The organism is Granulicatella sp. HMSC31F03 (assembly GCF_001807725.1).
Taxonomy (GTDB): Bacteria; Bacillota; Bacilli; order Lactobacillales; family Aerococcaceae; genus Granulicatella; species Granulicatella adiacens.
Genome location: NZ_KV790837.1, coordinates 49837 through 76442, shown reverse-complemented (window position 1 = coordinate 76442; position 26606 = coordinate 49837). Strand labels below are relative to the sequence as shown.

30 protein-coding genes and 1 riboswitch are annotated in these 26606 nt (G+C 39.7%); of the genes, 25 read left to right on the top strand and 5 right to left on the bottom strand.

The features are described 5' to 3' along the window. Positions 1-147 precede the first annotated feature (147 nt). Positions 148-1314 carry an aminotransferase class I/II-fold pyridoxal phosphate-dependent enzyme gene (locus HMPREF3106_RS00385; RefSeq protein WP_070443665.1) on the bottom strand — a complete coding sequence of 389 codons (1167 nt, stop codon included), beginning with the start codon at positions 1312-1314 and terminating at the stop codon, positions 148-150. Positions 1315-1572: 258 nt separating this feature from the next. Here HMPREF3106_RS00385 and mnmE point away from each other — a divergent pair, with 258 nt between their 5' ends. From mnmE to rsmG, 4 genes are all read left to right on the top strand, one after another. Further along, positions 1573-2961 (top strand): tRNA uridine-5-carboxymethylaminomethyl(34) synthesis GTPase MnmE, encoded by a 1389-nt coding sequence (gene mnmE / locus HMPREF3106_RS00380; RefSeq protein ID WP_070443662.1) that lies wholly within the window; start codon positions 1573-1575, stop codon positions 2959-2961. Positions 2962-3298: 337 nt separating this feature from the next. Next, a complete protein-coding gene (locus HMPREF3106_RS00375; RefSeq protein ID WP_070438573.1) occupies positions 3299-3775 on the top strand; it encodes an NUDIX hydrolase in 477 nt (158 codons plus the stop codon). 10 nt (positions 3776-3785) lie between these two features. After that, positions 3786-5684: a tRNA uridine-5-carboxymethylaminomethyl(34) synthesis enzyme MnmG gene (mnmG, locus tag HMPREF3106_RS00370; RefSeq protein ID WP_070443659.1), complete on the top strand. Its 1899-nt coding sequence runs from the start codon at positions 3786-3788 to the stop codon at positions 5682-5684. Between the two features lie 10 nt (positions 5685-5694). Next, positions 5695-6408 (top strand): 16S rRNA (guanine(527)-N(7))-methyltransferase RsmG, encoded by a 714-nt coding sequence (rsmG, locus tag HMPREF3106_RS00365; RefSeq protein WP_070443656.1) that lies wholly within the window; start codon positions 5695-5697, stop codon positions 6406-6408. Between the two features lie 58 nt (positions 6409-6466). On the opposite strand, the gene HMPREF3106_RS00360 is transcribed toward rsmG, so the two are convergent. Next, the gene (locus HMPREF3106_RS00360) at positions 6467-7468 is read right to left on the bottom strand and encodes a nucleoid-associated protein (RefSeq protein WP_005606419.1); all 1002 of its coding nucleotides are present in this window, start codon (positions 7466-7468) and stop codon (positions 6467-6469) included. Between the two features lie 86 nt (positions 7469-7554). Here HMPREF3106_RS00360 and HMPREF3106_RS00355 point away from each other — a divergent pair, with 86 nt between their 5' ends. From HMPREF3106_RS00355 to HMPREF3106_RS00265, 21 genes are all read left to right on the top strand, one after another. Continuing rightward, entirely contained in the window at positions 7555-8085 is a 531-nt protein-coding gene (locus HMPREF3106_RS00355; RefSeq protein WP_070443653.1) for a methylated-DNA--[protein]-cysteine S-methyltransferase, read from the top strand. Next, a complete protein-coding gene (locus HMPREF3106_RS00350) occupies positions 8075-9070 on the top strand; it encodes an aromatic acid exporter family protein (protein ID WP_070443650.1) in 996 nt (331 codons plus the stop codon). The genes HMPREF3106_RS00355 and HMPREF3106_RS00350 overlap by 11 nt, the downstream gene beginning before the upstream one ends. A 163-nt stretch (positions 9071-9233) precedes the next feature. Next, positions 9234-9794 carry a sigma-70 family RNA polymerase sigma factor gene (locus tag HMPREF3106_RS00345; RefSeq protein ID WP_070438558.1) on the top strand — a complete coding sequence of 187 codons (561 nt, stop codon included), beginning with the start codon at positions 9234-9236 and terminating at the stop codon, positions 9792-9794. Positions 9795-9857: 63 nt separating this feature from the next. After that, positions 9858-9902, top strand: a riboswitch (PreQ1 riboswitch). A gap of 5 nt (positions 9903-9907) precedes the next feature. After that, positions 9908-10417 carry a QueT transporter family protein gene (locus HMPREF3106_RS00340; protein WP_005606410.1) on the top strand — a complete coding sequence of 170 codons (510 nt, stop codon included), beginning with the start codon at positions 9908-9910 and terminating at the stop codon, positions 10415-10417. 96 nt (positions 10418-10513) lie between these two features. Beyond that, on the top strand, positions 10514-11152 hold the full coding sequence (locus HMPREF3106_RS00335) for an MBL fold metallo-hydrolase (protein ID WP_049555668.1): 639 nt from the start codon (positions 10514-10516) through the stop codon (positions 11150-11152). Between the two features lie 99 nt (positions 11153-11251). Beyond that, the gene (locus HMPREF3106_RS00330; protein WP_070443648.1) at positions 11252-12697 is read left to right on the top strand and encodes a DUF5677 domain-containing protein; all 1446 of its coding nucleotides are present in this window, start codon (positions 11252-11254) and stop codon (positions 12695-12697) included. A gap of 19 nt (positions 12698-12716) precedes the next feature. Beyond that, complete coding sequence (locus HMPREF3106_RS00325) at positions 12717-13775, top strand: hypothetical protein (RefSeq protein WP_070443646.1); 1059 nt, start codon at positions 12717-12719, stop codon at positions 13773-13775. Between the two features lie 70 nt (positions 13776-13845). Next, the gene (locus HMPREF3106_RS00320; protein ID WP_070443643.1) at positions 13846-14634 is read left to right on the top strand and encodes a TatD family hydrolase; all 789 of its coding nucleotides are present in this window, start codon (positions 13846-13848) and stop codon (positions 14632-14634) included. Then, positions 14631-15197, top strand: a complete 567-nt coding sequence (gene rnmV / locus HMPREF3106_RS00315; protein ID WP_070443640.1) for a ribonuclease M5 — start codon at positions 14631-14633, stop codon at positions 15195-15197. The genes HMPREF3106_RS00320 and rnmV overlap by 4 nt, the downstream gene beginning before the upstream one ends. Next, on the top strand, positions 15190-16059 hold the full coding sequence (rsmA, locus tag HMPREF3106_RS00310; protein ID WP_005606404.1) for a 16S rRNA (adenine(1518)-N(6)/adenine(1519)-N(6))-dimethyltransferase RsmA: 870 nt from the start codon (positions 15190-15192) through the stop codon (positions 16057-16059). The genes rnmV and rsmA overlap by 8 nt, the downstream gene beginning before the upstream one ends. Positions 16060-16286: 227 nt before the next feature. Continuing rightward, on the top strand, positions 16287-16553 hold the full coding sequence (locus tag HMPREF3106_RS00305) for a metalloregulator ArsR/SmtB family transcription factor (protein WP_005606402.1): 267 nt from the start codon (positions 16287-16289) through the stop codon (positions 16551-16553). Position 16554: 1 nt separating this feature from the next. Further along, complete coding sequence (locus HMPREF3106_RS00300) at positions 16555-17214, top strand: SdpI family protein (protein ID WP_070443637.1); 660 nt, start codon at positions 16555-16557, stop codon at positions 17212-17214. A 172-nt stretch (positions 17215-17386) separates the two neighbouring features. Then, positions 17387-18232, top strand: a complete 846-nt coding sequence (cdaA, locus tag HMPREF3106_RS00295) for a diadenylate cyclase CdaA (protein WP_070443634.1) — start codon at positions 17387-17389, stop codon at positions 18230-18232. After that, a complete protein-coding gene (locus HMPREF3106_RS00290) occupies positions 18225-19256 on the top strand; it encodes a CdaR family protein (protein ID WP_070443631.1) in 1032 nt (343 codons plus the stop codon). Before cdaA ends, HMPREF3106_RS00290 begins: the two co-directional genes overlap by 8 nt. A gap of 17 nt (positions 19257-19273) precedes the next feature. Beyond that, positions 19274-20626, top strand: coding sequence for a phosphoglucosamine mutase (gene glmM, locus HMPREF3106_RS00285; protein WP_005606390.1), 1353 nt, complete (start codon positions 19274-19276; stop codon positions 20624-20626). A gap of 136 nt (positions 20627-20762) precedes the next feature. Next, on the top strand, positions 20763-21032 hold the full coding sequence (gene rpsN / locus HMPREF3106_RS00280; RefSeq protein ID WP_070443628.1) for a 30S ribosomal protein S14: 270 nt from the start codon (positions 20763-20765) through the stop codon (positions 21030-21032). Positions 21033-21063: 31 nt separating this feature from the next. Continuing rightward, positions 21064-21174, top strand: a complete 111-nt coding sequence (locus HMPREF3106_RS09500) for a putative metal homeostasis protein (protein ID WP_168160678.1) — start codon at positions 21064-21066, stop codon at positions 21172-21174. Positions 21175-21481: 307 nt separating this feature from the next. After that, complete coding sequence (locus tag HMPREF3106_RS00275; protein ID WP_049555660.1) at positions 21482-22015, top strand: acyl-CoA thioesterase; 534 nt, start codon at positions 21482-21484, stop codon at positions 22013-22015. Between the two features lie 79 nt (positions 22016-22094). Beyond that, positions 22095-22703: a TVP38/TMEM64 family protein gene (locus HMPREF3106_RS00270; RefSeq protein WP_082160295.1), complete on the top strand. Its 609-nt coding sequence runs from the start codon at positions 22095-22097 to the stop codon at positions 22701-22703. Positions 22704-22718: 15 nt separating this feature from the next. Next, positions 22719-23003, top strand: a complete 285-nt coding sequence (gene yidD, locus HMPREF3106_RS09205; protein ID WP_005606386.1) for a membrane protein insertion efficiency factor YidD — start codon at positions 22719-22721, stop codon at positions 23001-23003. Between the two features lie 119 nt (positions 23004-23122). Continuing rightward, entirely contained in the window at positions 23123-23647 is a 525-nt protein-coding gene (locus tag HMPREF3106_RS00265) for a hypothetical protein (protein ID WP_049555658.1), read from the top strand. A gap of 75 nt (positions 23648-23722) precedes the next feature. Here HMPREF3106_RS00265 and larD read toward each other — a convergent pair whose 3' ends face one another. The 3 genes from larD to larB are packed head-to-tail and all read right to left on the bottom strand — an operon-like array spanning position 23723 to position 26605. Next, the gene (larD, locus tag HMPREF3106_RS00260) at positions 23723-24451 is read right to left on the bottom strand and encodes a D/L-lactic acid transporter LarD (RefSeq protein WP_244266392.1); all 729 of its coding nucleotides are present in this window, start codon (positions 24449-24451) and stop codon (positions 23723-23725) included. Between the two features lie 13 nt (positions 24452-24464). Beyond that, on the bottom strand, positions 24465-25865 hold the full coding sequence (gene larC / locus HMPREF3106_RS00255) for a nickel pincer cofactor biosynthesis protein LarC (protein WP_049555657.1): 1401 nt from the start codon (positions 25863-25865) through the stop codon (positions 24465-24467). Further along, positions 25862-26605, bottom strand: coding sequence for a nickel pincer cofactor biosynthesis protein LarB (gene larB / locus HMPREF3106_RS00250; protein ID WP_049555656.1), 744 nt, complete (start codon positions 26603-26605; stop codon positions 25862-25864). The genes larC and larB overlap by 4 nt, the downstream gene beginning before the upstream one ends. Between the last annotated feature and the right edge of the window lies 1 nt (position 26606).

Below are 26606 nucleotides of genomic sequence, written 5' to 3'. Positions count from 1 at the left end.
TAAAATTATCATATATGATAATTTTAGTTCTTTTATTGTTTATTCTACCTCTGAGATAAAAAATAAAAACGATATAGTTTATAAGCTATATCGTTTAAAGCTGGAAGGCGAAAAAAACCATATATGGTCTTTTTCGCCTTCCAAATGTTAGATGTTTGCTAAGTAAGTTGTTAAACGAGCAACAACTTCTTTTAAGTTTTCCATTGAAGCAGCGTAACTGAAACGAACATAGCTTTCGCCACCAGGTCCGAAAGATATCCCTGGAATGAGCGCTACTTTTGCTTTTGGAGCAAGGTCACGCACAAATGCCCATGAGTCTGTACCGCATTTAGCAGGAATTTTCGCGAATAAGTAGAACGCTCCGTCAGGACTTGCCACTTCGAAGCCAAGTTTCTTCAATTCCGCAGCCAGGTAGTCACGACGCTCGCTATATTCAACCATCATTTTCGCGCAGTCATCTTGGCCGTGTAACATTGCCGCAAGCGCTCCGTATTGCGCAAAGCTTGTTGGAGCTGTCACCATGTATTGGTGTGTTTTTACGACTTCGTTCATGAAGTGTGTTGGTCCTAAGATAAATCCGATACGCCATCCTGTCATTGCGTGTGATTTTGATAAACCAGTGATGACAATGGTTTGTTCCGGTAAGATGTTTGCAAGAGAGTAGTGAGTCTTGTCGTATGTTAATTCCGCATATACTTCATCGCACAACGCCCATAGTTGGTGCTCTTTAATCACTTCAGCTAAATCTTCTAATTGTTCTTTAGAATATGTTACGCCTGTTGGATTACTTGGGTATACAAGAACAACTGCTTTAAAGTTTTTATCTGGGTTTGCTTCGATGGTTTCGCGTAATTTGTCCGCTGTTAAAACGAAGCCGTCTTCACTTGTATCTACTGTAATGAAGTTCCCTTGGTTCACCAATGTGATTGGCAAGTATAACGGGAAGACTGGAGTTGGCGCGATAACAGTGTCGCCAGGGTTTAAGATGGCTTGTAAGCTAGCGTTAATCCCTTCCGTTGCCCCGATTGTTGTGATCACTTGGTCTGCTGTGTAATTAAAATTAAATTTCTTGTTGTAATATTCTGCCGCAGCTTGTCGTAATTCAGGAATCCCTGAGTTTGGTGTGTAGTGTGAATGATTGTCTTTAATCGCTTGGATAGCCGCTTCTTTAATATGCTCAGGTGTGTCAAAGTTTGGCTCTCCAAGAGTTAATTTGATAATGCCAGGAATTGTAGAAACTTCTGCGTCAAATTGACGAATATCAGAAACTGCAATGCCTTCTACGATTTTGTTAAATGGATGTTCTACGGTCATAGGAATCCTCCTTTAAATTCATAGTTTGATTGTAGCTTGTTTTGTAAAGGAGTGCAATGACAAGTATAAAATTTAGAAATAAAAATACAAGTCGCTCAGAAAAAAATCTAATATTGGCTTTCTGTCTATGAATTCTACATAAAATAGTGTATAATCTCTTTGAGAATATCGGTTAGCAGTCAAAGTGCGAGCCACCCTAGAAACGAAGGGGTGGAGTGTGCACTTTTTTTGTGCAATAAAACGAAAGTGAGGGACAGTATGCAGACAGAATTTGATACGATTGCGGCGATTTCAACGGCGCCTGGCGAAGGAGCAATCGGGATTGTCCGTATCAGTGGAGAGGATGCAATTCGCATTGCAGACGAAGTGTATCGATTGAAAGATAAACGATTAAAAGAACAACCCAGTCATACGATTCACTATGGGCATATCGTGGATCCAAAGAACGATGAAGTCATTGATGAAGTGATGGTGACGGTGCTTCGCGCGCCAAAGACTTTTACGCGGGAAGATGTTGTGGAAATCAACTGTCACGGTGGGATTGTGGCGATTAACCGCATCTTGCAACTCGTTCTTCGCATGGGAGCACGCTTAGCAGAGCCTGGTGAGTTTACAAAACGCGCCTTCTTGAATGGGCGAATTGACCTCTCACAAGCAGAAGCCGTGATGGATTTGATTCGTGCCAAAACAGATAAGTCGATGCAAATGGCAATGCGCCAACTTGACGGAGAACTCTCAAAGTTAATTCAGAATTTACGACAAGAAATCTTAAACACATTAGCGCAAGTCGAAGTAAATATCGATTATCCAGAGTATGATGATGTGGAAGAGATGACCTTGCAATTGTTGCGCGAGAAGACGCAGCAAGTCTCACAAGGCATTCGCGCATTGCTAAACACGGCAAGCCAAGGAAAAATTTTGCGTGACGGCTTGAAGACAGCGATTGTTGGACGTCCAAATGTAGGAAAATCGAGTCTATTGAACGTGTTATTACGCGAGGAAAAAGCCATCGTAACGGATATCGCCGGAACGACTCGTGACACGATTGAAGAGTATGTGAATGTTCGAGGAGTGCCACTCCAACTGATTGATACGGCGGGAATTCGTGAAACGGATGACGTTGTTGAACGTATCGGGGTAGAACGAAGCCGTAAAGCATTAAACGAAGCGGATTTCGTGCTCTTAATTTTAAACCAAAGCGAAGAGTTGATGGACGAAGACCTCCGCTTATTAGAACAAACAAAAGATTTCAAACGTATTATTTTATTAAACAAAACAGACTTACCAACCAAAATTGATATGGATAAGGTCAAAAAATTTGCAACAGACAGCGAAATTGTCACAACGTCAATGCTGAAGAAAGAAGGCATCGACCAATTGGAAGAAAAGATTGCCGATTACTTCTTCCAAGGGCAAATGAATGAGCGCGACGCTACGTACTTATCGAACACGCGTCATATTGCGCTTCTTGAAAAGGCAGAACAAGCGCTGCAAGAAGTGGCGAACGGGGTCGACATGGGCATGCCTGTTGATTTAATCCAGATCGATTTTACCCGCGCTTGGGATCTCTTGGGCGAAATCACAGGTGATACGGTTCAAGACGAGCTGTTAACACAATTGTTCAGTCAGTTCTGCTTGGGTAAATAAACAAGTGTGCTCAAAAGAGGTAGAGAGTTGGCAGTTTGCTGCAAGAAACTGAGACAGAATACGAATACTAAGAGATGAGAGCATGCAGATTTTTAATTGTAGGCTCTCGTGAAAGAGTAATAACGGAAATTCTTACGGATTCTATAGTAGCAGTAATGGGGAATAGCAACCAATGTGAATTACTGACTCTAGGGTTGTAACCCGTAGAGTCAGTTTGAAGCTTGATAGGAGTTGAGACGTAAGGCTCAATCCGGTGCCCCATTACCGCTACTATGAAGATATCCGTAAAGAATTGAAGTTATAACTCTTTCAACGAAAGGCACAAGGAGGAAAGCTGATGACGAAGCTAGCGACAATATGTTATATCGATAATGGGAAAGAGTTCTTACTGTTATTACGCAACAAAAAGCCAAACGATGTCCATGAGGGCAAATACATTGGCGTTGGTGGCAAACTCGAAGCAGCAGAGACTCCGGAAGAATGTGCCGTTCGTGAAATTTTTGAAGAAACAGGACTGACGGCGACAAAGATGGAGATGAAAGGAATCATCACCTTTCCAGAATTCACCCCAGGACACGACTGGTATACGTATGTCTTTCGGGTAACGGAGTTTTCAGGAGAGCTGATTGATTCGCCAGAAGGGACGCTAGAATGGGTGCCTTACGATGAAATCCTCCAGAAGCCATCTTGGGAAGGAGACCGCATTTTTCTAGAGTGGATTTTAGGACAGGAGCCGTTCTTTTCTGCGAAGTTTAATTATGAAGCAGGCGAATATGTTAGTCACAATGTAGAATTTTATGGAGAAAGAAAGTAAAGGAGAGACTATGGTAACAACTTACGAAGCTGGAAATTATGATGTAGTGGTCGTCGGTGCTGGACATGCCGGCAGTGAAGCGGCGCTAGCAAGTGCACGTATGGACGCAAAAACATTATTACTCACAATGAATTTAGAAATGGTGGCCTTTATGCCATGTAACCCATCTGTAGGGGGACCTGCAAAAGGGGTTGTTGTGCGTGAAATCGACGCTCTTGGGGGCGAAATGGGTCGCAACATCGATAAGACGTATATTCAAATGCGTATGCTGAACACTGGGAAAGGACCTGCCGTACGTGCCTTACGTGCGCAAGCGGATAAGCATTTATACGCGCAAGAAATGAAGAAGATAATCGAGAAGCAAGAGAACTTGGATTTACGCCAAGGAATTGCGGAAGAATTGATTGTTGAAGATGGCGTATGTAAAGGGGTTATTACAAATACAGGTGCCATCTACCGTTCAAAAGCGGTGGTCTTAACGGCCGGAACTTCTTCTCGTGGTCAAATTATTATCGGTGAATTGAAATATTCATCAGGTGCGAATAACTCTCAACCATCGATTAAATTATCAGAGAACTTACTCGAATTAGGCTTTGAATTGGCGCGTTTCAAAACAGGAACTCCGCCACGTATCAAAGGCTCATCGATTGATTATAGTAAAACAGAAATCCAACCAGGGGATGACACTCCAAACTTATTTAGTTTTACATCCAAAGACGAAGACTACCGCTACGACCAGATTCCTTGCTGGTTAACGTATACGAATGAAGGCACGCATGAAACGATTCGTGAAAACTTACACCGTGCACCTATGTTTACAGGGATCGTCGAAGGGGTCGGCGCGCGTTACTGTCCATCGATTGAAGATAAAATCGTTCGTTTCAGCGACAAGCCTCGTCACCAAATTTTCCTAGAGCCAGAAGGGGAAAATACGGAAGAAGTGTACATTCAAGGGTTATCGACTTCTCTTCCAGAAGATGTGCAAATCAAGATGATTCGTAGCGTGGAAGGGTTGGAAAATGCGGAGATGATGCGTACGGGTTACGCCATCGAGTACGATGTGGTCGTGCCGCACCAATTGAAAAATACCTTTGAAACAAAACTTGTTCAAAACTTATTCACTGCTGGACAAATGAACGGTACGAGTGGATATGAAGAAGCAGCGGGGCAAGGGCTCTACGCTGGGATTAATGCCGTGCGTAAGATTCGCGGTGAAGAGCCATTTATTCTTGGCCGAAGCGATGCGTATATCGGCGTATTGGTGGACGACTTGGTCACAAAAGGAACGACTGAACCATACCGTCTATTGACTTCTCGTGCGGAATATCGTCTCTTACTTCGTCATGACAATGCCGATTTACGTTTGACAGAAAAAGGACGCGAGCTTGGATTGATTGATGACGAACGTTATGCCGAGTTCCAAGCAAAACAAGAAGCGATTGAAGCCGAAATCAAACGGATGCAATCGATTCGTTTGAAACCAACTGCTGAATTACAAGCGTTCTTGGCGGAAAAAGGATCTGCGGAATTGAAAGACGGCATCCTTCTCAGCGACTTGTTGAAGCGTCCAGAATTAAGCTATGACGAATTAGTAGGCTTTGCCGGCGAAACGGTGGAAGTCTCTCGTGAAGTGAAAGAACAAGTAGAAATCTCGATTAAATACGAAGGTTATATTGCAAAAGCGATTGAAAAAGTTGAAAAATTAAAACGCATGGAAGCTAAACGTATTCCTGCCAATATCGACTATGATGCGATTAATGGTCTTGCGACAGAAGCGCGTCAACGGTTGAAATTAATTCAACCAGAAACGATTGCGCAAGCGAGCCGTATTAGTGGGGTGAACCCAGCCGACGTATCGATCTTGATGGTCTATATCGAACAAGGCAAGATTGCTAAAGTGCAAGAATAAGGAGGCGCGTATGAAACCAGAAGAATTTTATCAGAGACTCCAAGAAGTACATGGGATTCCATTATCTGATGTTCAAAAGAGGCAGTTCGACCAATATTTCCATCTATTAGTGGAATGGAATGAGAAGATGAACTTGACCGCGATTACGGATGAAGAGGGCGTGTACTTGAAGCATTTCTACGATTCATTGGCGCTTGGATTTCATCATGAATTGACCGACCAAACGCTTTGCGACGTTGGGGCGGGTGCAGGATTTCCAAGTATTCCGCTGAAAATCGTCTTCCCAGACTTGAAAGTGACGATTGTGGATTCATTGAATAAACGCATTACATTCTTGAATACATTAGTGGAGACGCTTGGGCTAAAAGACGTGCAATGTTTCCATGACCGCGCTGAAACCTTTGGGCAAAACAAGGAGTTCCGTGCATCGTTTGATGTGGTGACTGCTCGTGCCGTTGCCAAACTCAGTGTACTGAGCGAATTTTGCATGCCACTCGTGAAAAAGCATGGGTATTTCCTCGCGTTAAAAGCGGCGCATACAGAAGTTGAGTTGGAAGAAGCGAAAAAAGCAATCGCGATTCTTGGCGGAAAAGTAGAAGGGGACGTCTCTTTCGACTTGCCATATGAAGGCGGAAACCGTCATGTTGTCACGATTTTAAAGACGAAGGAAACTCCGAATAAATATCCTAGAAAACCGGGTCTTCCATTGAAGAAGCCGTTATAAACGAAAACCTCCTAGAATTTTTCTAGGAGGTTTCTTGTTTTACATTAGATAGATGGTGTTACGCATTAAATTTATTTAAGATACTTTCGATGTTTTTAATCAGTACTGAAACAGATCCGTCTGGATTGTTAATGAATTCGACCATTTCCTTGTTTTCGTAGATTTCACTTGGAATGGTAATTTCGATGCCGTTGTCGAGTTTGAATTTTTGCTTGCTATATTTGCGTTCGTATTTTGGCACGTTCGTTACGGCGATTTTTTCTGGAACGCGTTCTTCGGTGATGGCCAACTGTGCAGCTTCACGTGCGAGCGGTTTTTCCTCGAATACCTTGTCGAAGATGGCTGCGGCATCGATTTCGTCCTGTTCTTCAAGCTGGTGGAAGATGGCTTGTTGCGTTGTTGCCAGTGCTTTGTACGGTTCCTCGTCGTGTTTTTTCGCGATATGAGTGACCGTTTTTTTGATTTCCTTGATTTGTTCTTTCGTTGTGACAGGGACCGTAATTTCTAAGAATTTTTCAGAGAAATAGGCAGTTTTTTGGCCTTCCATCACTACTTTTTTCTCGATTAAGTGGTAGTTTCCGTTTGATAAATCTACGATGAAAGCTTCCGAAGGTTTTTGCGTCGCGTTTGGCAAAATAGCGTGATTTTGTAAAATCGTATTGCTAACAGCTTCACCTTCATAATCGACAAAGTGAGTGACTTTTGAACTGTAATCGAGGCGAATCATTCCAAAGAGTGTGCCGCCTGTATCGCTTGTTCCTGTAAAGAATAAGTAGTCCGCTGGTCCGATTTCTTCTGCTGGAGCAATAAGCGCAAAGAGCTTATCGGCTAACTGTTGCGTCTTTTCTAAGAAAGAGATGCCTTCGTCTACCAGATATCCAAGAAGTGGTTCGCTAGAAGCTAATTGACCAATATGCGGGTCGACTTTTTTGATTTTATCCACGAGTTTTGTAATGTATTCAATGAGAAATGGATCGCCCAGTTGCAGCGGGGCCTGTGATAAGAGTAAGTTTCCTGAATTTTTATCTAAAATATGTAAAACGGCTTCGTTAATGAGCATGAAAGTGCTCCTTTCCTATTTCATTCGATAGAAAATATTATATAATAGAAAAATAGATTTGTAATGAGAAATGAGGAGAATTTGCCATGACGGTTTTGACGAAGATAGATACACCACTAGGGGTGATGATTGCTGCAAGTGATAAGGTGGCATTAACCGGTTTGTGGTTTGAAGGGCAAAAATATGAGTGTGCCTTTGTGAAAAATCCAGAATGGGATGATTCTTTAGCGCTGTGGGATTCTGTAAAAACATGGATTAATCAGTATTATCATGAGAAAACTCCAGGAACTCCTTTGTTTTCGATTGCTTATGAAGGAGGAACTCCTTTTCAACAAAGTGTTTGGAATACATTGCTAGAAATTCCGTTTGGAGAAGTATGGACTTATAATGAAGTTACTCACCGTGTCAGCGAGAAGATAGGTAGAAAAACCTCTCCTCGTGCTGTCGCAAACGCTATTGGGAAAAATCCAATTACGCTTCTCGTCCCATGTCATAGAGTCGTTGCGACAACAGGAAAATTAACAGGATTTGCGGGAGGATTGAATAGAAAAACTACCCTTCTACAGTTGGAAGGGCATCAAATACAAGGAGATACAGTGATCCATAATGAAGCTTAAAATAATGAAGGTGATTGTTTCGGCATTTTCTGCCTTAATGATTGCACAAGCATTCAATTTATCGACCCCCTCTGCAGCTGCCATTATTGCGATTTTAAGTGTAATGGATACAAAGAAAATCTCTTTAGCGGCCACGAGTCAACGATTAGCTGCAGCCCTATTGGCACTTTTTGTCGGTGGAATTGTCTTTTGGATTTTTGGTTTCGATGCAATGAGTTTTGGAATTTACTTATTATGTTATATTCCGATGGCTTATATATTAAAAGTAGAAATTGGAGTCGCACCAAGTACGGTGTTAGTCATTCATCTTTGGACGCAGCAACAATTAACGTTCTCCCTGTTTGTGAATGAAATGCTTCTTGTGACGATTGGAGCGGGTGTTGCCATTTTATTCAACTGGTATATGCCATCGTACCGCGAACATATTATTGACATTCGTGAAGAAATTGAATCAAAAATGAGAGAAGTTCTATTGAAAATGTCTGGATTTTTATCCGTTGGAAATGGAAAAAATGATGGCGAAGTTCTTCAAATTGTGAAAGAAAAATTGAAAGCGGCTAGAGAATATGTTCGCTTAGAATCAGAGAACCATCTAACAAGTGAAATCACCTACGATGAACAGTATTTTGAAATGCGACGTGATCAAACAAAGTTATTAGAAATTATGGCGGTCAATTTAAATGAATTTCGCTGGGATGGGGAAGAAATGGCCATCTTGTCTGAAATGTTTAAACAGACGGCAGAGCAATTAGCAGAGCAGAATACAGCGAGTCAACTCATTGATGAGATTGAAGCCATGTTAGAACATTTTCGAGAAAGACCTTTGCCGCAAACAAGACGCGAATTTGAGAAAAGAGCGCAATTATATCAATTATTAAGAGACTTGAAACGATTCGTACAGCTGAAAGTCGATTTCTATCAAACTTATGGTGTGCATTATTTCAAGAGAAAAGAGAAGAGTAGAAATTCTTCTAAAAGCAATTAAGAAGGTTAGGAAATAATCCTATCTTTTATTTTCAATAAGACAAATGAATTTAATTCTTAAGAAGTCTTGGTTTTATCCGATAAAACTAGGGCTTTTTATGTTTGTTAATCAATATACTGAAGTGGAGAAGGAATGAGGGAGGAATTTATAGGGAGGTTATTTTATGGAAAAGAAAGAGTTGTCGGAAGTAGTTCATCTAGCTAAAGCAAATAATGAGGAGGCTATCACCGAGTTATTAAAGAGATTTGAGCCTTTAATTGCCAGTATGAATCATCATTATTTCTTTCATGAGATGGATCAAGAAGATTTTGCTCAAGAAGCTAGAGTCATGATGTTACGAGCATTAGATAAATATAATGAAGACCATGCTGTTTCATTTGCGGGTTATTATCAACGCTGCCTAAAAAACTTAGCAGTGGAGTGTTTGAGAAGGGAGCATCGACAAAGAGTAGTTCCTCATAATCTTCTAATCCACGGGGATAAAGGGGAGCTAGCATTGATGTCAGCTTCCGTAGAATCTTGCGAGAAACAAGTATTTTTACATGAGGATGCGGAAGAATACTTCCATCACTTATCTCGCTTTGAAAGAGAAGTGTTTCTAGGGGTATTAGACGGACAGACTTTTGAAGAGATGGCGGATCACTTCGATAAGTCGGTTACCTCTGTCAAAGGGGCTCACAAACGGTGTAAGAAGAAATTCAAAGAACAAATTTGTAGAGGATAAAGAAATTCAACTTAAGACTACCAATCTTACGCTGTTTATAGTACAATAGCACATGGCGTTTTTGCCGATGAGGTTCGAAACCATCCCTCAATAAAAAACTAGGAGGCAGTAACATGCAAAATAAAAAATCAAAATTGATTGTGATTAACGCAATCATCGCAGCGCTTTATGTGGTCGTTACATCATTAACAGCATTTATGGCATTCGGAGATGTTCAATTTCGTATTGCGGAAATGTTGAACCACTTATTCGCTTTTGACAAAAAATACGGAATCGGTGTGGTTGCCGGTGTATTACTTGTCAACTCAGTCTTTATGTCAGCGTCTGGTCTAGGTTTGTATGACTTAGTATTCGGATTAGGACATACAATTGCTTCATTCGCTATCAGCGCACTTTTCTTCAAATCAGTGAAAGACGTTAAAACACGTATGTTTGTTTTAGCAGGTGTCTTCAGTGTGATGATTTTCTTAGTAGCGATTGAATTGAACTTAGCATTAGGTTTACCATTCTGGTTAAGCTACGCGCAAACATTCTTTGGTGAAATCGTCGTATTATTAGCGGGTATTCCGTTGATGACGGCATTAAACAAAGCCATCGATTTGAAAAAATTAATCAATGATTAATCAACAGACGTCTGGGCTCTATGCTTGGGCGTTTTTTGATTGCAAGAACTCACTATTTTATGTAGAGTTAAGAGGAGACCTAAAGGAGGAATACAGATGGAGTTATTAAGCATTCCAGTAGGACGTTTAGAAGAAAATGTCTACTTTTTAATTGATGAAAATAAAGAAACCGTGATTTTTGACCCAGGCGCACAAGCCGAAGATATTAAACAATTAATTAAAGAAGAAGGGTTGAAGCCAGTAGCGATTGTATTAACACATGCACACGGAGACCATATCGGAGCAGTAGATGCGCTTCGTGAGGAATACAATATTCCAATGTATATGAATGAGTTGGAAAAAGTATTTTTACACGATCCTGAATTGAACCGTTCATATTACTCTGGAGAAAATATTACCACTAAGCCAGCGGACGGTTATTTCCCTAAAGAAATGGGCAAATGGAAAGTTGGAAGTTTTGAACCGGAATTAGCGCATATTCCAGGGCATTCACCTGGTGGAACCATCTTTATTTTCAGAGAAAATGGATTTGTTATCGGTGGGGACGTGATGTTTAAAGGAAGCGTTGGACGTAGTGATTTCCCATACGGAAGCCACAAAGAGTTAATGGAAGGTATCCACAAATACTTATTGCCATTACCTGCTGAAACGGTGATTTTCCCAGGACACGGGGAGCCAACAACGCTAAAAGATGAAATTGCGACAAACCCATTTTTAAATGGGGCAACAAGATAAGATTAACTGCACAAGTGAATGTAATTAAAGGGTATTAATAATAGTTTCTTAAGAAAATTAACATTGTATAGAACATAGAGCTATAGTACGAGGTGAATGATGTACAGTAAATTAAGTGATCATGATTTTCAAAAGGGAATATTTAAATCTAAATTCAGCCAAATAGTTTCACCCCTTCCTAAAAATCTAGATTGGCAACATGCAAGAGGACCAGAGTATATTTGGATAGGGTTAGTTTTGAAAGGTGGTTGTCGAACAGAAAAATTAGAAAAACTAATGGCTTTTTTTAATGAATTATCTAAAAATATAGATTTAAAAGAGAGACTTCCGTTGCCAACAATAAGTCATTTGTTAGATTTGAAAAAATCAGAGAAAAAATTATTTTTTGAAATTTTAGAAAAATACTTTGATTTATCTATTTTTTCACCCCTTGCTTTAGTGCTACCTGATAATGAAGAATCGATTCTTAAAAAAATTTATTCATGTAATCGAGAATTTGAAGAGCGGAGCGATTCTCTAAAAAGTGTATTAAAAGAGGTTAGCGATCAACACAGCAGTCTTTCTGCAGATATTCGATATTTGATAACTTACTATTCAATGTTGAAGGGGAATTTACGTTTTTTGTCACATCAAAAAGCCTTAATAGAAGGGTTAAAAGAATATCCATATCTAGATGAAAATTCTGTAGAAATATCGATGATACGTTCACAAATAAGTGCTTTAGAAATGACACTGTCTACTGCCTTTGAAGAAATTGATTTTCCGTATAGTCGGTTATTTTGGGATAGTATAGGTAGATTAACGGATTGCGAGGTTTACTATATGGAGATTAGCCAAAATACCTCTTATGATTTAAATGAGATAAGGCAAGAGGTTTACAAAGTCCTAAAATATTATACAGCATTATTACAAAATGTAGAGCCGTTTAATGAAAAATTATTTGTTTTGACGAGTATACTAACTTATTCGTATAAAAGATTAATCGAACTTATTGATCATAATCTTGGAACTACGATTTCAGGGCGTTCAATCGTAAGGTCTTGTATTGAAAATTATGTTATGAGCAAATATTTAATAGAAAATGAGCAAGTAAAAGAGAATATTTGGAGAGAATTTCAATACTATGGGCTAGGAAATTATAAACTCATTTCAGAGAGGTATCTTGAATCCCAACCAGATCTCGCTAATGCTCATATTAATTTTCATTATTTAAATTTACTAGTGTCAGAATTCCAAAATAAAGAGTTTACTGATATGGATACTAGATATTTTGGAAATGAGAATATAAGAAAAAAATTTCAGCAAGTTGGAGAAGACGATTTATACAAATATCAATATGATTATGATTCACAATTTGAACATGGTCTTTGGGGGGCTATCAGAGAAAGTTCTGTTCTAAAATGTATCTCTCCAGGGCATCAGTATCACGGCGTTCCAGATATAGATAACATTCAATCCTTACAGGATGTAAGCTTTGATGTCGGAATGATTTTAGAAAAACATTTGTCAGTAATAAAGAAAGAGTTCCCTATAGTTAGTGAGTAATTAAGAAAGGGATGAAAATATGCTGAGAGAGTTTGATTGTATTCAAAATGAATATTTAGAATTATTGAAAAAAATAAAATCAGAATTAGAAACGGATGAAATCAGCTATTATTTAGATAGATTAAAAATATTTTGGTATAAGAATTCAAAGATTATAGATTTTTGTATGGAATATATTTTTGGTAAATCTGATACTTATTTTTTTTCAGCAACATCTTTTCTAAATTTGGAAGACAAAAGAAATTTATCTTTATTTTCAATGGGGAAATATCAAATATATGATGATCCACTAGTGTCTTATTTATCATTTATAGATAAAACTTCTAAAAATTCAAAGGTTAATTCAAAGTTTAGAAAAAAGATGAAAAGTGCTATTTTAAAATCCGTAGATAATGAAATTACGTTGTTAGAAATGCAGATTAGTAATTTTTATATTATACCTTTACGTTTTTTTCATTTTAATAAGAACATTCTAGGATCTAATGTAGATAATATAGTGATGAGCTTTTTTCAGAAAGGTATAGACTTAAATGAGCTTCATTCTTATGAAGATGCTGATTTGATTATTCAGAGTGAGTTAATATCACAGGTATTCTTTTGTGAAGAGGATAGACCTGATAGAATGTTAAAAGATAGGTTAGATTATTATCGGGAAAATTATTCTGGCAATTTCCCTGAAGAGTTAACGGATGCTGAATTGGTAAAATTTATTTTATATGGAATTTTTAGTCAAGCAATCCATATATTTTATACCTCTTTAATTTTTGAAATCTATCCAATGTTTCCGTGCACTTATATTTATTTGAATTATATATTTTTGTTAAGTAATTTATTTCATACAACCTCCGATGAAAAAATTAAGAAGCTTCAAATTTATTCAAGGGTTGCTTTAATAGTGTGGTGTGAGTTTAATAAAATTGGTAAGAAATATAATATAAATAATCTGAGGGAAACAGTGGTAGAAAAAGAATACTATACAAAAATAAAGAGAATTTTGAAAACTATGAGTACAGCGGATTTGACGGATAGTATTTTAATTGAAGATGTAACACGAATAGTACATCAGTGCTTAGATTAATTTTCCTTAATTATTCATGGTGAAATTTAATGACTAATATAATTATGATAGTAACGAAGGGCGTGGAATAATGTTTAATATTTTTGATACGCATACGCATTTAAATGTATCTGCGTTTAAAGGAGAAGAAAAAGAGGTTATCGCGCGTGCAAAGGAACTGGCAGTGACGCGCTTTGCGGTGGTGGGTTTCGATACGGATACAATTACGCGAAGTCTAGAGCTCAGTGAAGAGTTCAAAGAAGTGGTTTCGATTATCGGATGGCATCCAACTGAAGCCTATCAATACAATAAAGAAATAGAAAATTGGCTACAGGAACGTTTGACGCATCCACAAGTGGTAGCGATGGGGGAAATGGGACTCGATTACTATTGGAAAGATTCAACGCCTGAGGAACAAGACAAGGTGTTCCGACGCCAAATCGCGATTGCCAAAGAAATGAAATTACCGATTGTGATTCATAACCGCGATGCGACAGAAGATTGCTACAAGATTCTAAAAGAAGAAGGTATTCAAGACATCGGAGGCATTATGCATAGTTATAATGGGGACATGGAATTTATGAAGCGTTTCTTAGATTTAGGCATGCATATTTCCTTTAGCGGTGTGACGACCTTTAAAAATGCGCCACAAGTTAGTGAATGTGCAAAATTAGTTCCATTCGACCGTATGTTAGTGGAAACTGATGCGCCGTATTTAGCACCCGTTCCTTACCGTGGAAAGAGAAACGAACCTGGATATACGCGCTATGTCGTTGAAACGATTGCCAAAGAACGCGGCCTTGCTTGGGAAGAAGTGGCCCATCAAACGACACAAAATGCTATCAAGCTATTCCGCATGGAAGAAAGAGGCTTGTTATGAATCCAGTCATTGTCGTAGAAGGGCGAGACGATACAAGACGCTTGAGAGAAATCTATCCGGATATCGAAACGATTGAAACAAACGGTTCGGCAATTGACGAAGAAACCATTGCGCTCATACAAAAGGCGCTGCAAACGCGTGAAGTGATTGTCTTTACGGACCCTGATTATCCGGGGACTCGTATTCGTAACATCATTCAAGAGCACGTACCTGGAGTGAAACATGCCTTTATCGAACGCGAAGAAGCCGTCAGAAAAGACAATCATAAGAGTCTAGGGGTGGAACACGCGAGTACCGAAGCGATTCAGCGAGCACTCGAATCGGTGCATGAGATTTCAACAGTAACGGGAGAACCAGTGATTTCGCAGGCAACCCTGATGGCGCTTGGGTTTGTCGGACGACCAGATTCAGCAACAAGACGTCAAGCGGTGGCGGATTTTCTAAAAATTGGCCATACGAATGGAAAACAGTTCGCGAAAAGATTACAATTATTTGGTATTACAGAAGAACAATTAAGGACGGCACTTGAGGCTGTCTTAGAAAATGAGGACAAACATGAATGAAATAAAGGATATCGCGACGCCGAAAAGAACGCGCGAGATTATGGAACGTCATGGGCTAACAGTGAAGAAGAGTCTAGGGCAAAATTTCCTAATTGAACCGAATATTTTAACGCGTATGCTAGAAGTGGCGGGAGTCGACAAAACGACAAACGTCATTGAAATCGGACCAGGGATTGGTGCGTTGACCGAACGTCTAGCAAGAGAAGCCAAACAAGTGCTGGCGTTTGAAATCGATGGCCGTTTGTTGCCAGTGCTCGATGAAACATTGGCTCCATACGATAACGTAACGGTGGTTCATAGCGACATCTTGGACGTCGACTTGGAGCAAGTCATCGGAGAGCATTTCGACATTAATGAGCCGTTATTAGTCGTGGCCAACTTGCCGTACTATATTACAACGCCAATCATTATGAATTTATTGGAATCAAAATTACCAATCGATGGTTTTGCGATGATGATGCAAAAAGAAGTGGCGCAACGAATGACGGCTGAGCCAAATTCGAAGGCGTATGGATCCTTGACGATTGCGATTCAATATTTCTGCGAGGCAAGCATTGGATTTATCGTGCCGAAGACGGTCTTCAATCCAGCTCCAAATGTGGATTCTGCGATTCTGGTGTTAAAACGTCGCGAAAAACCACTTGTGGAAGTGAAAGACGAAGCGAAATTTTTCGCACTCGTGAAAAACAGTTTCGTGCAACGTCGTAAAACGCTATGGAATAATTTAGCTAAAGCCTACGTTGGAAATAGCCATACAAAAGAAAGCTTAGCTGCTGCATTAGAAGTAGCAGGTATCGACCCAACTAGACGTGCAGAAACACTGACAATTGAAGAGTTCGCACGCTTAAGTGACGCACTTTAGTGGCAGATACACTCTCAGGAGAAGAACAAGTTTAAAAAGATGATACCGAAGGAACTTACGGATTGGTTTATTACCGCGATGATAAACCAATCCATAAGAAATCATAGGTATCATCTTTCTTTTACACGAAAATCTATTAAAAAATATTTTAAATAGGTGTTGCATTTTACATCCCTCAGGAGTATAATCTACTTAAAGATAAATTTAAATAGAAAGAAGTTGAGGAGATGGCTGTTAATGAAGTAATGTCTGCTCTTTCGGACGAAACGCGCCGTCAAATTTTAGAAATTCTGCGTAAAGGGAAGACCAATACAGGTGATTTAGCGGAGTTAATTGGGATGACGCCGCAAGCTTTGTCTTATCATCTTAGAAAATTAAAACAAGCAGATTTAATCTACGAAACACGTTATAAAAACTTTATTTATTATGAATTGAATTTGACCGTACTGGATGAAGCGATTGTATGGATCAATCAAATTATTGGGGGAAAATAACATGGAACAAGTAAAACAAATAAAAAAATATACTTATATTGCATTGATGTTCGCACCACTCGTTGTGGCTCTAGTGGTGGTGTGGTTCTTACCGGAGACCATTGTATCTAATTTCGACTTTTCTGGAAATGTTACCGGCACCGCCAATCGGTTTACGATTTTAATATATCCGGTGATTGTGGCCATTGTTGGATTTATCATTCGTATTGCTAGCACTTCTCCTAAATTAACAGGGGGGAATGTGAAAACCGCTCGTTCTATTAGTTGGTTAGTTCTGCTATTGCTGAATGTTGTTGCTTATTTTCAATTTTGGTTGTTTTTAAATGGAGTGACGATTGGGACACAAATAGGACGTTTTTTGACATTCATCCTTGGGATTTTCTTTATCCTGATTGGAAATCTCTTTCCTAAGATTAAAGACAATACAAAATACTTTGGATTCCGTGCGTCATGGCTAAAAAATAATGATGTAGCTTTCCGAAAAACACAACGATTCTTTGGTTTTGCTTCTATTATTGCTGGAATATTAATGATTTTAACAGCAATCTTTATGGTAAATAATATTGCAATTTTGGTAGCTACGATGATTCTAGTAGTGGTGGTAGCAGTGACTGGTGGGTATTCTTACTACATTGCGAATACAGAGACAGAAGGGGAATAAAAATCATAAAACGTTCTATCATCGAACTTGGTAGAACGTTTTTTATTTTTCCCCCTAAGGAAAAACAGAAGAAGTTAACGAATGTCTTCATTAAAATCCGCGCTTTTTTTCGTTTAGCTCTTATCTGTGCTATAATAGAAAGGTACATATTGGTGGAAGAGAGGTTAACTTTATGCAAATAAATTGGAATAGTTTATTTTCATGGGGGAGTTTTCGCAATCTGATTGATATTTTGATTGTTTGGTACATTCTCTATAATATTTTAGTGATTATTAAAGGAACAAGGGCGATTCATTTAATGAAAGGAATTGCGGCAATTGCCGCAATGAAATTTATTAGTTTTTTCCTTGGGCTAACTACTTTAGACTGGATTATGAACTTCGTGATTCAGTGGGGGGTTGTGGCTGCCTTGATTGTGTTCCAACCAGAGATTCGTCGTGGATTGGAACATATCGGACGTTCGAATTTCTTCTCACGCAAATCAGAAAGTGCCAATGAAGCAGAAATTATGATTAATGAGTTGAATACAGCCATTCAATATATGGCAAAACGAAGAATTGGAGCTCTAATTTCGATTGAACAAGGGAATTCTCTAGAAGAATTTATTAATACTGGGATTCCGATTCACTCTGAGATTTCTAATCAATTGATTACGAATATTTTTATTCCAAATACACCATTACATGATGGGGCAATGATTATTCGTGATTATCATATTGCTGCAGCGGCCTGCTATTTACCGCTGTCTGAGAACATGATGATTCCAAAAGAGTTAGGAACACGTCACCGTGCTGCGATTGGTTTAAGTGAAGTGAGTGATGCGATTACGATTATCATCTCTGAAGAAACGGGGAAAGTGAGTGTAGCGATTCGCGAAAAATTACACCGAGAGCTTTCTTCTGAAGAATTAATTCACGTCTTGTCGCAACATTTAGTGGTAGAAGGAGACGATGAGATGGATCCAGCAGTCGTTCGTTGGATACGTGCACTCTTTAAAGGGGGTCGTTCGAATGGCTAATTGGATGAATAAAAAATCATTTCTCATGTTGATGTCTTTAATTCTAAGTATCTTTCTATTTATTTTAGCTAAAGACTCTAATTCCGGATTGCGTTCCAGCACATTAAATCCACAATCAAGTTCAAACACGATTACAAATGTGCCAATTTATGTGGATATCAACAGTGAAGAATATTCGGTAACAGGCTTGCCAGATTCTGTTGCTTTACGTCTTGAAGGACCAAGCAGTTTGATTTTAAGCACATCTAGCAATGGTTCGTACAAAGTGACTACGCCAAATTTAACAGAGTTAGGGGAAGGAAAGCATACGATTTCTCTTTCAGTATCAGGACTTCCAACTGGAGTGACTGGTATTGTTTCACCAGAAAGTGTTGAAATTACCATCGAGAAGAAGAATACTAAAGAGTTCCCTGTTAATGTAACGGTTGATTCTTCAAGTATTGGCAATGGCTATCAAGTTGGAGATGGCTTGACCTCTCCGGGAACAGTTACAGTCAAAGCTGCGGATTCGATTTTAAATCAAGTGGAAAAAGTAGTCGCAAAAGTTACGATTCCTGAAGGGACAAAATCAGACTATACGACTACAGCACAACTACAAGCTTTGGATGCCACAGGAAAACCTGTTGCAGTGAAAATTGAGCCAGAACGTGTACAAGTTCGAGTGCCAATTTCTTCTAGCTCCAAAACAGTCCCTCTTGTCTTTACGACAACTGGTGGTACTTCACGTTATTCATATTCATTGAATTCTACTACTAAGCAAGTTACAATCTTAGGAGCTCAATCGATTTTAAATCAAATTACAGCTATTCCAGTAGTGGTAGATGTGAGCAACGTGACTCAAACCACGAAAAAAACAGTAACATTAACACTACCATCTGGTGTCAATAGTATTACCCCAGAAGCAGTTGAGGTCACTATTACGGTGGTAGATCATGGTATTTTGGATTCACGAGAAACAACTAAAGAGTCCGAAACAACACAAGAGCAAACAACGACACAAGAACAGACAACACAAGCCAGATAAGGCTAAAGGAGAAATTTATGGGCAAATATTTTGGAACAGATGGTGTTCGTGGCGTAGCTAACGCAGAATTAACACCAGAATTAGCATTTAAACTAGGCCGTTATGGTGGTTATGTATTATTACAACAAGCAGAAGGAAATGCACATCCACGCGTATTAGTGGGGCGTGACACTCGTATTTCTGGTCAATTATTAGAGCATGCTTTAATCGCTGGATTACTCTCTGTTGGGATTGAAGTCATGCAACTTGGTGTGATTCCTACTCCAGGGGTAGCTTATTTAACACGAGTACAAGGCGCTGTAGCTGGGGTTATGATTTCAGCATCCCACAATCCTGCTCAAGATAACGGAATTAAATTCTTCGGGGGAGATGGATTTAAACTAACAGATGAAACAGAAGCGCAAATCGAAGCATTATTAGATGCCGAAGAAGACACATTACCACGTCCTTCTACAGACGCATTAGGAACAGTAGATGAATACTTAGAAGGAACATTGAAATACAGCCAATTCCTACAAAATACGGTTGATTCTCTATCAGGGATGAAAGTTGCTTTAGACGGCGCAAATGGAGCAACAGCTTCCATGTTAACGCGTTTATTCGCTGACTTAGACACAGACTTCCACACAATGGGTGATAAACCGAACGGCGTGAACATTAACGATGGCGTTGGGTCAACACATCCAGAAGCCTTAGTGGAGTTCGTAAAAGAAACGGGAGCAGATATCGGTTTGAGTTTTGATGGGGATGGCGACCGCTGTATCGCAGTGGATGAAAATGGAACAATCGTTGATGGCGATAAAATCATGTTCATCCTTGGTAAACACTTCAAGAACCAAGGGACTTTAAGTAAAGATACAATCGTATCAACCGTTATGAGTAATCTAGGATTCCATAAAGCGGTAGAAGCTGAAGGAATGGTTGCTCTTCAAACAGCAGTTGGTGACCGTTACGTGGTTGAAGAAATGCGCAAAAACAACTACAACTTCGGTGGGGAACAATCAGGACATATTATTATCCTTGATTTAAACACTACAGGCGACGGATTACTTTCAGGAATTCAATTAATGAATGTTATGAAACAAACTGGCAAATCATTAAGCGAATTAGCCAGTGAAGTACCAACATACCCACAAGAATTAGTAAACATTCGTGTGAGCGATAAAAATGGTGTGATGGAAGTTCCAGCGATTAAAGAAGTCATCGATGCTGTAGAGGCTGAGATGGATGGAAACGGACGTGTGCTTGTTCGTCCAAGTGGTACTGAGCCACTTGTTCGTGTTATGGTTGAAGCACCAACGGATGAACTCGTTCACGACTACGTAACACGTATTGCTGACGTTGTTCGTAAAGAAGTTGGGATTGACTAATTTTAAATAAATACGATTTGAAGGAGAGCTTTGAAAAAGGCTCTCTTTTTTTATTGGTATAAACCACTTGATTTTAAAGGAAACAATTGATACAATTTAAAACGTAACAATTACGATTTAGAAAGAAGAGAAGAAAATGGCAAAGAAATCTAAAATTGCAAAGTATGAAAAACAAAAAGCGCTCATCGAACGTTACGCCGAAGAACGTTATGCCTTGAAGCAAGCTGGAGACATTGACGGACTAAGAAAACTGCCTAAAAATTCAAATCCGAACCGATTGAAGTTTCGTGATCAAACAGATGGCCGACCAAGAGGATATATGCGTAAATTTGGCTTGTCACGTATTAAATTCAGAGAATTAGCGCATATAGGATTAATTCCTGGTATTAAAAAAGCAAGTTGGTAAACTACGAGAGAAATAATAGGAGGTGTATGTTATGAAACAAGATTTAGCAACAGCATATCGTCAAATGAAGAGCCCAAATATCAAAACAAGAAAGAGAGCATTGAAACTGATTCACGAAGCCAAACGCGCAAAGAAAAAATAACGTATGTGGATATTGCTTTTATTCGGGGAAGAGAGAAGAACACTTATAATATGGTTTCGGAGAATCCTCGGATTTTATAATAGCAGTAACGTGAATATGCATCAAAACGAATAAGAGGGCGTTGGAATTTATTCCATACGCCCTCTTTGAGGCTTTGAAGGTGAGAGACTTAAGGCTCTCACCGGTGCAACGTTACAGCTATTATCAAAAATCCAGAGGATTCATAGAAGCCATAATTTGAGTGTCTTTGAACGCATTTTGGTTTCATGTTAGAATAGAACAGTAAAACAACCAAGGAGCTAAGAAAATGCAATCTAAAACATGTAGCCAAACTCGTGCGATTCAAGCGCGTAGAATTTTCCCATTCGATGTGAATATGCATAACACACTATTCGGAGGAAATTTAACGCGAATTATTGATGACTGTGCATCGATTACGGTCTCCCGTCATTGCCGTCGTCTTGCAGTAACGGCATCGGTGGACGCGATGAACTATTTAAAACCACTTCCATTAGGACATTCTGTCTGCGTAGAAACGTATATCTCAGGAACAGGGAAGAAGAGTGTGGAAGTCTTCTGTAAAGTGGTCGGAGAAGATGTGTTAAACGGCGAACGCTATTTAGCGGCGACAAGCTTTTGGACATTTGTGGCACTTCCTCGTGAAGGAGAAACAGATTTTACGGTAGATGCCATCATTCCAGAAACAGATGAAGAGAAGTTCATCTGCAGTGGCTACGAAGAACGTCGTAAGGCACGTCTAGAGCAACTAGGACGCCAAGAAGCATTAATGGATCATATTACCGTTGTAAAACCGTGGAACCTAGAAAATCACGAATCTTAAGCAAAACGTAAGAAACTTTCGAAGGATTTTTTAAGTTTGTCTGTTATAATGCAACTATCAATAGTTTAAGGAGTTCATTGTGGATACATCAAAAGCAATCGAATTAAATCGTAAAATTATACGAATCGTGACCGTTATCGGGATTATTTTAACCATTATTTTAGGATGGCTAGTCGCAAAAAATGATTATTTTGCACTTGATGGGCCTTTCCAACAAAGTGTGGCGAATTCGGGTTGGGTCGGCATTCTTATTTTTATTATTATTCAAATTACTCAAGTGGTATATCCGATTATTCCTGGAGGCCTAACCTGTGTCATCGGACATATTGTATTTGGGCCGTTCTACGGGTGGGTATATAACTTTGTGGGGATCATGATTGGTTCTTGTATCAACTTCTGGTTGGCTCGTCGCTATGGGGAGACATTGGCGAAGGCGTTCGTGGATGATGATACGTACAATAAATACATCGGTTATTTAGACAAAGGAAAGCATTTCGAGCGCTTCTTCTTTGGCGCAATGGTCCTTCCTGGATTCCCAGACGATTTCCTATGTATGGTGGCAGGACTTAGTCATATGACCTTTAAGAAATTCGTGGCCATTTGTTTAATCGCAAAACCAGTCACATTATACGTTTATACAGTAATTGCAGCAGAAGGAGTAGAAGCTTTCTTCAGATTCATTAATTAAGAAAGCAGTATAGAGATGAAAAAAATCATGATTGCACTCGTGCGAGGATATCAAAAGTGGATTTCTCCATTATTCCCGCCTTCATGTATCTACAGACCAACCTGCTCGAGCTATACGATTCAGGCGGTTGAAAAGCATGGCGCGCTAAAAGGCGTATTGATGGGTTGTGGACGCATTTGCAGATGCCATCCATTTATAAGAGGTGGCCAAGATCCCGTTCCAGACTATTTCACGCTAAGACGGAACAAGGATTACCGTAAGAAAATTATCGATGCAAGTAAACACAACACAGCTGACTAGAAATAGTCGGCTGTTTTTTGTTTTTGTATTTGTAAAAATAATTAAAGGGTATTGTGTTTTAAAAAAGTAGAGGTATAATTCGAATTGAAAAGCACCTGATTTAGAAGGAGGGATAAGAAATGACATACAATCTAAAACAATGGTCTGTGGGGAAATGGGTCGCAAGCGCAGCAATCATTCTGCTAATGGCAGTCTGTTCATGGCTAGCCATTCGTGTCTTTTTCACGAATGAGAATGCCAATGCGGAATTTAGCTATGAGATTATTAATAATACGGATAAGGAAATTGAGGAAATTATTATTGGTGAATTTCGAGATTCTGATAGTACTGGTGCAACGGATCGTGTTTCTATCACATTAATCGGAGGGCAGTCACGTACGAAGGGGGCTGTTGCGATTTCTAAGGATACAGATAAGATTGGGAATTTCTATATTCAGATGAAAAAAGATGGGAAAAGAGTATTTTTAGCACCAACATTAGCGTATGATACTGGAAAGAAAGGTCTTCATATTAAGATTACAATTGATAAGATTGACTCGGAGGGCTATTACACTGGTAAAGTGGAAACTAATACATTTGTTTTCTCAGAATTTAAAATAGAACCGACGTTGCAAAAAGCCGATGAGAAGAAAAAAACAGAATAGTATTGATGACAATCAAAAACCCGTGTGGATGAAGTAGAAGACATCCACACGGGTTTAATAGTTCTATTTTAAATATTACATAAAGTAACCTAAGTAGTAACGAACGAAGAATGCAGCACATACAGCACCAACGAATGGAGCAGTACCAGGTACTAATAATCCATATTGCCAGTCGTTATTGACTTTGTTTTTGATTGGTAATAATTGGTAAGCAAGACGAGGTCCTAAGTCACGAGCTTGGTTCATCGCGAATCCAGTTGTACCTCCAAGACCCATACCGACAGCCCATACGATTAAACCAACCACGATTGGTAATAATTCTTTGTTTACATTTTCAGTTGCTAAGATTGCTGTTAAGAAAATGAAAGTTGCAAATGCTTCGACGAAGTAGTTACGTGGTAAGTTACGGCAGTTAGGGTTTGTTGAGAAGATGTTACGGATTGCAACGCCATCAACAAGTCCTTCAGAAGCTGTGAAGTGGTCTGCGTACATGAACCATACGATTACCGCACCAACAAATGCGCCTAAGAATTCAGCGATTGCGATTGGAATGAATTGTTCTGCAGGAAGTACTCCTAAAACAACTTTAGCTAGCGCCATCGCAGGGTTGATACTTACACCACCGAAGATAAATAAAGCAACAGTGATACCGAATGCCCATGTTGTGATGGCGAATAAGTGACCTGATCCAGCGTATTTTGTTTTCTTCAAGACGTCATCACAGTGTACGCCGACCCCGAAGATAATCATGAGGGCAGTTCCCATAAATTCTGATAATAATAAATGCATAAATGTTTGATCCATTGGTTGATTCTCCTTAATGTAATTCTTTTATTAATTGTTGATAGACGGCTTGAATCGATAATCCTGTTTCGTGGGCGATTCTGGCGCAGTCTTCATATTCTAAGGTTGATTTTGTAAAAGTACCGTATTGGTTTTTCTTTACCTTCACCGCTCCGAGGCTCGTTTGTTGCGTCTGGAAAGTGCGAGTCATGACTTTACGTTGGACGTTTTGATAACGAAAGCCAATGGTTGAAGTTTGCTTAAATAAAATGGCTGTAAACCGTTCGAGGTCTCCTTCTTGAATGAGAAGCGTGAGATGTGTTGCCGGACGGTTTTTCTTTGTGTAAACGGGAGTGTAATGCACATCAAGCGCGCCTTCCTCTAATAAAAGGCTCATGATGTAGCCAAGCTCTTCACCGCTTTGGTCATCGATGGTTGTATCGATTTGAATGATTTCATCGTTATGGGAAGTCACGACTCGATGAGAAAGTGTACTTTTCTCTAAGAGTGTTCCGCGTAACGCATTGAATTTACCCGTGTCACGTTTCCCAAAACCATAACCGACTTTTGTAGCAGTTAGATTTGAAGGTTGTGCAAATACTGGGCGGATGGCCTTAAAGAGAGCGAGGCCGGTTGGTGTCACAAGCTCTGTATGAATGTCAAAGTCTTGTGAGAATGGAATGGCAGTTCCAAGTCTTAATTGCATTACAGCAGGTACTGGTACAGGCATGACTCCGTGTGCAACGGTAATTGTTCCGCTACCTTCTGTGACAGCAGTGCTGTAAACCGTATCGATGTCGAGTGTTTCCCACAAAATGAAGAAGCTCATGATGTCGATGATAGAGTCTGTTGCGCCAACCTCATGAAAGTGAATTTCCTCCACAGGCATTTGGTGTACGTTCGCTTCCGCTTGTGCGATGTCACGGAATACTTCCAAACTTTTTTCTTTTACAAAGTCACTGACACCACTTGAAAGAATAATCGTTTCGATTTCTTTCAACCCACGAACTTCTCCGTGATGGTGATGATGACTATGTGTATGCTTATGAGAATGACCGTCGTGAGTATGTTCGTGGTCATGATGATGATCGTGTGGCTGTGAATGTTCATGCGTGTGTGCATGTGTGTGTTCTTCGTGCGCATGTGAATGAGCATGTTCATGTGTATGTTCGTGCTCATGGTGATGGTCATGATGGTGATGATCAAAGTCACCAGCGATGCCATGGTCTTTTTCACCATGTTCCATATGCACATCGAAGTCTGTTCCCCAAATACTACTTTTCGCGATGCGGTCTACATGAAGATGATAACCGTCGAGCGAAAGGGTCTTAAGGGCTTCTTCTAGATGCTTGCGGTCGGCTCCTAAATCGAGTAGAAGAGCATTTAGCATATCACCGCTCAGCCCAGAAAATGGTTCTAAATATAATGTGCTCATGCGAGTCCTCCTCGAATGTTGTTAATCATGCTTGCTGAATAGGCTGCACCAAAACCGTTGTCGATGTTTACGACAGTAACGCCGCTTGCACAAGAAGTCAGCATGCTGAGTAAAGTCGTCACGCCTTGAAGATTCGTTCCGTATCCGATGCTGGTTGGAACGGCAATTACAGGAACGTCTACTAACCCACCGACAACACTGACAAGAGCACCTTCCATTCCGGCGATGACAATTACGACGCTAGCGCCTTGGATGTCTTCGAGACGATTGAAGAGGCGGTGAATCCCCGCAACTCCGACGTCGTAAATACGTTTGACGTGATTTCCGAATGTCTCAGCAGTGACAGCCGCTTCTTCGGCAACAGGAATGTCGCTTGTACCAGCTGTAACAACTGCGATGTAGTGTTCATGTTTGGGTGCGATTGGGTTAAGGACAAAGGTACGTCCGAGAGGTTCATAGATACCCTCAGGGAAAGCCTGTGACAGAGCTTCACCTTTTTCAGCGTTCACTCGTGTCGCAAGAATGGCTGTTTTATGCTCGTTCATTGCCGTGATGATGCCAATTAATTGCTCAATGTTTTTTCCTTCACCATAGATGATTTCTGGAAATCCATTGCGCTTTTGGCGAGAAAGATCAATGGCCGCGTACCCAATGTCTTCAATCCCTTTTAGAAGGGTGGACGCTTCTTCGACTGAGAGGCGTCCATCTTTAACTTGTTGTAGGATTTCTTCTTGCTTCATA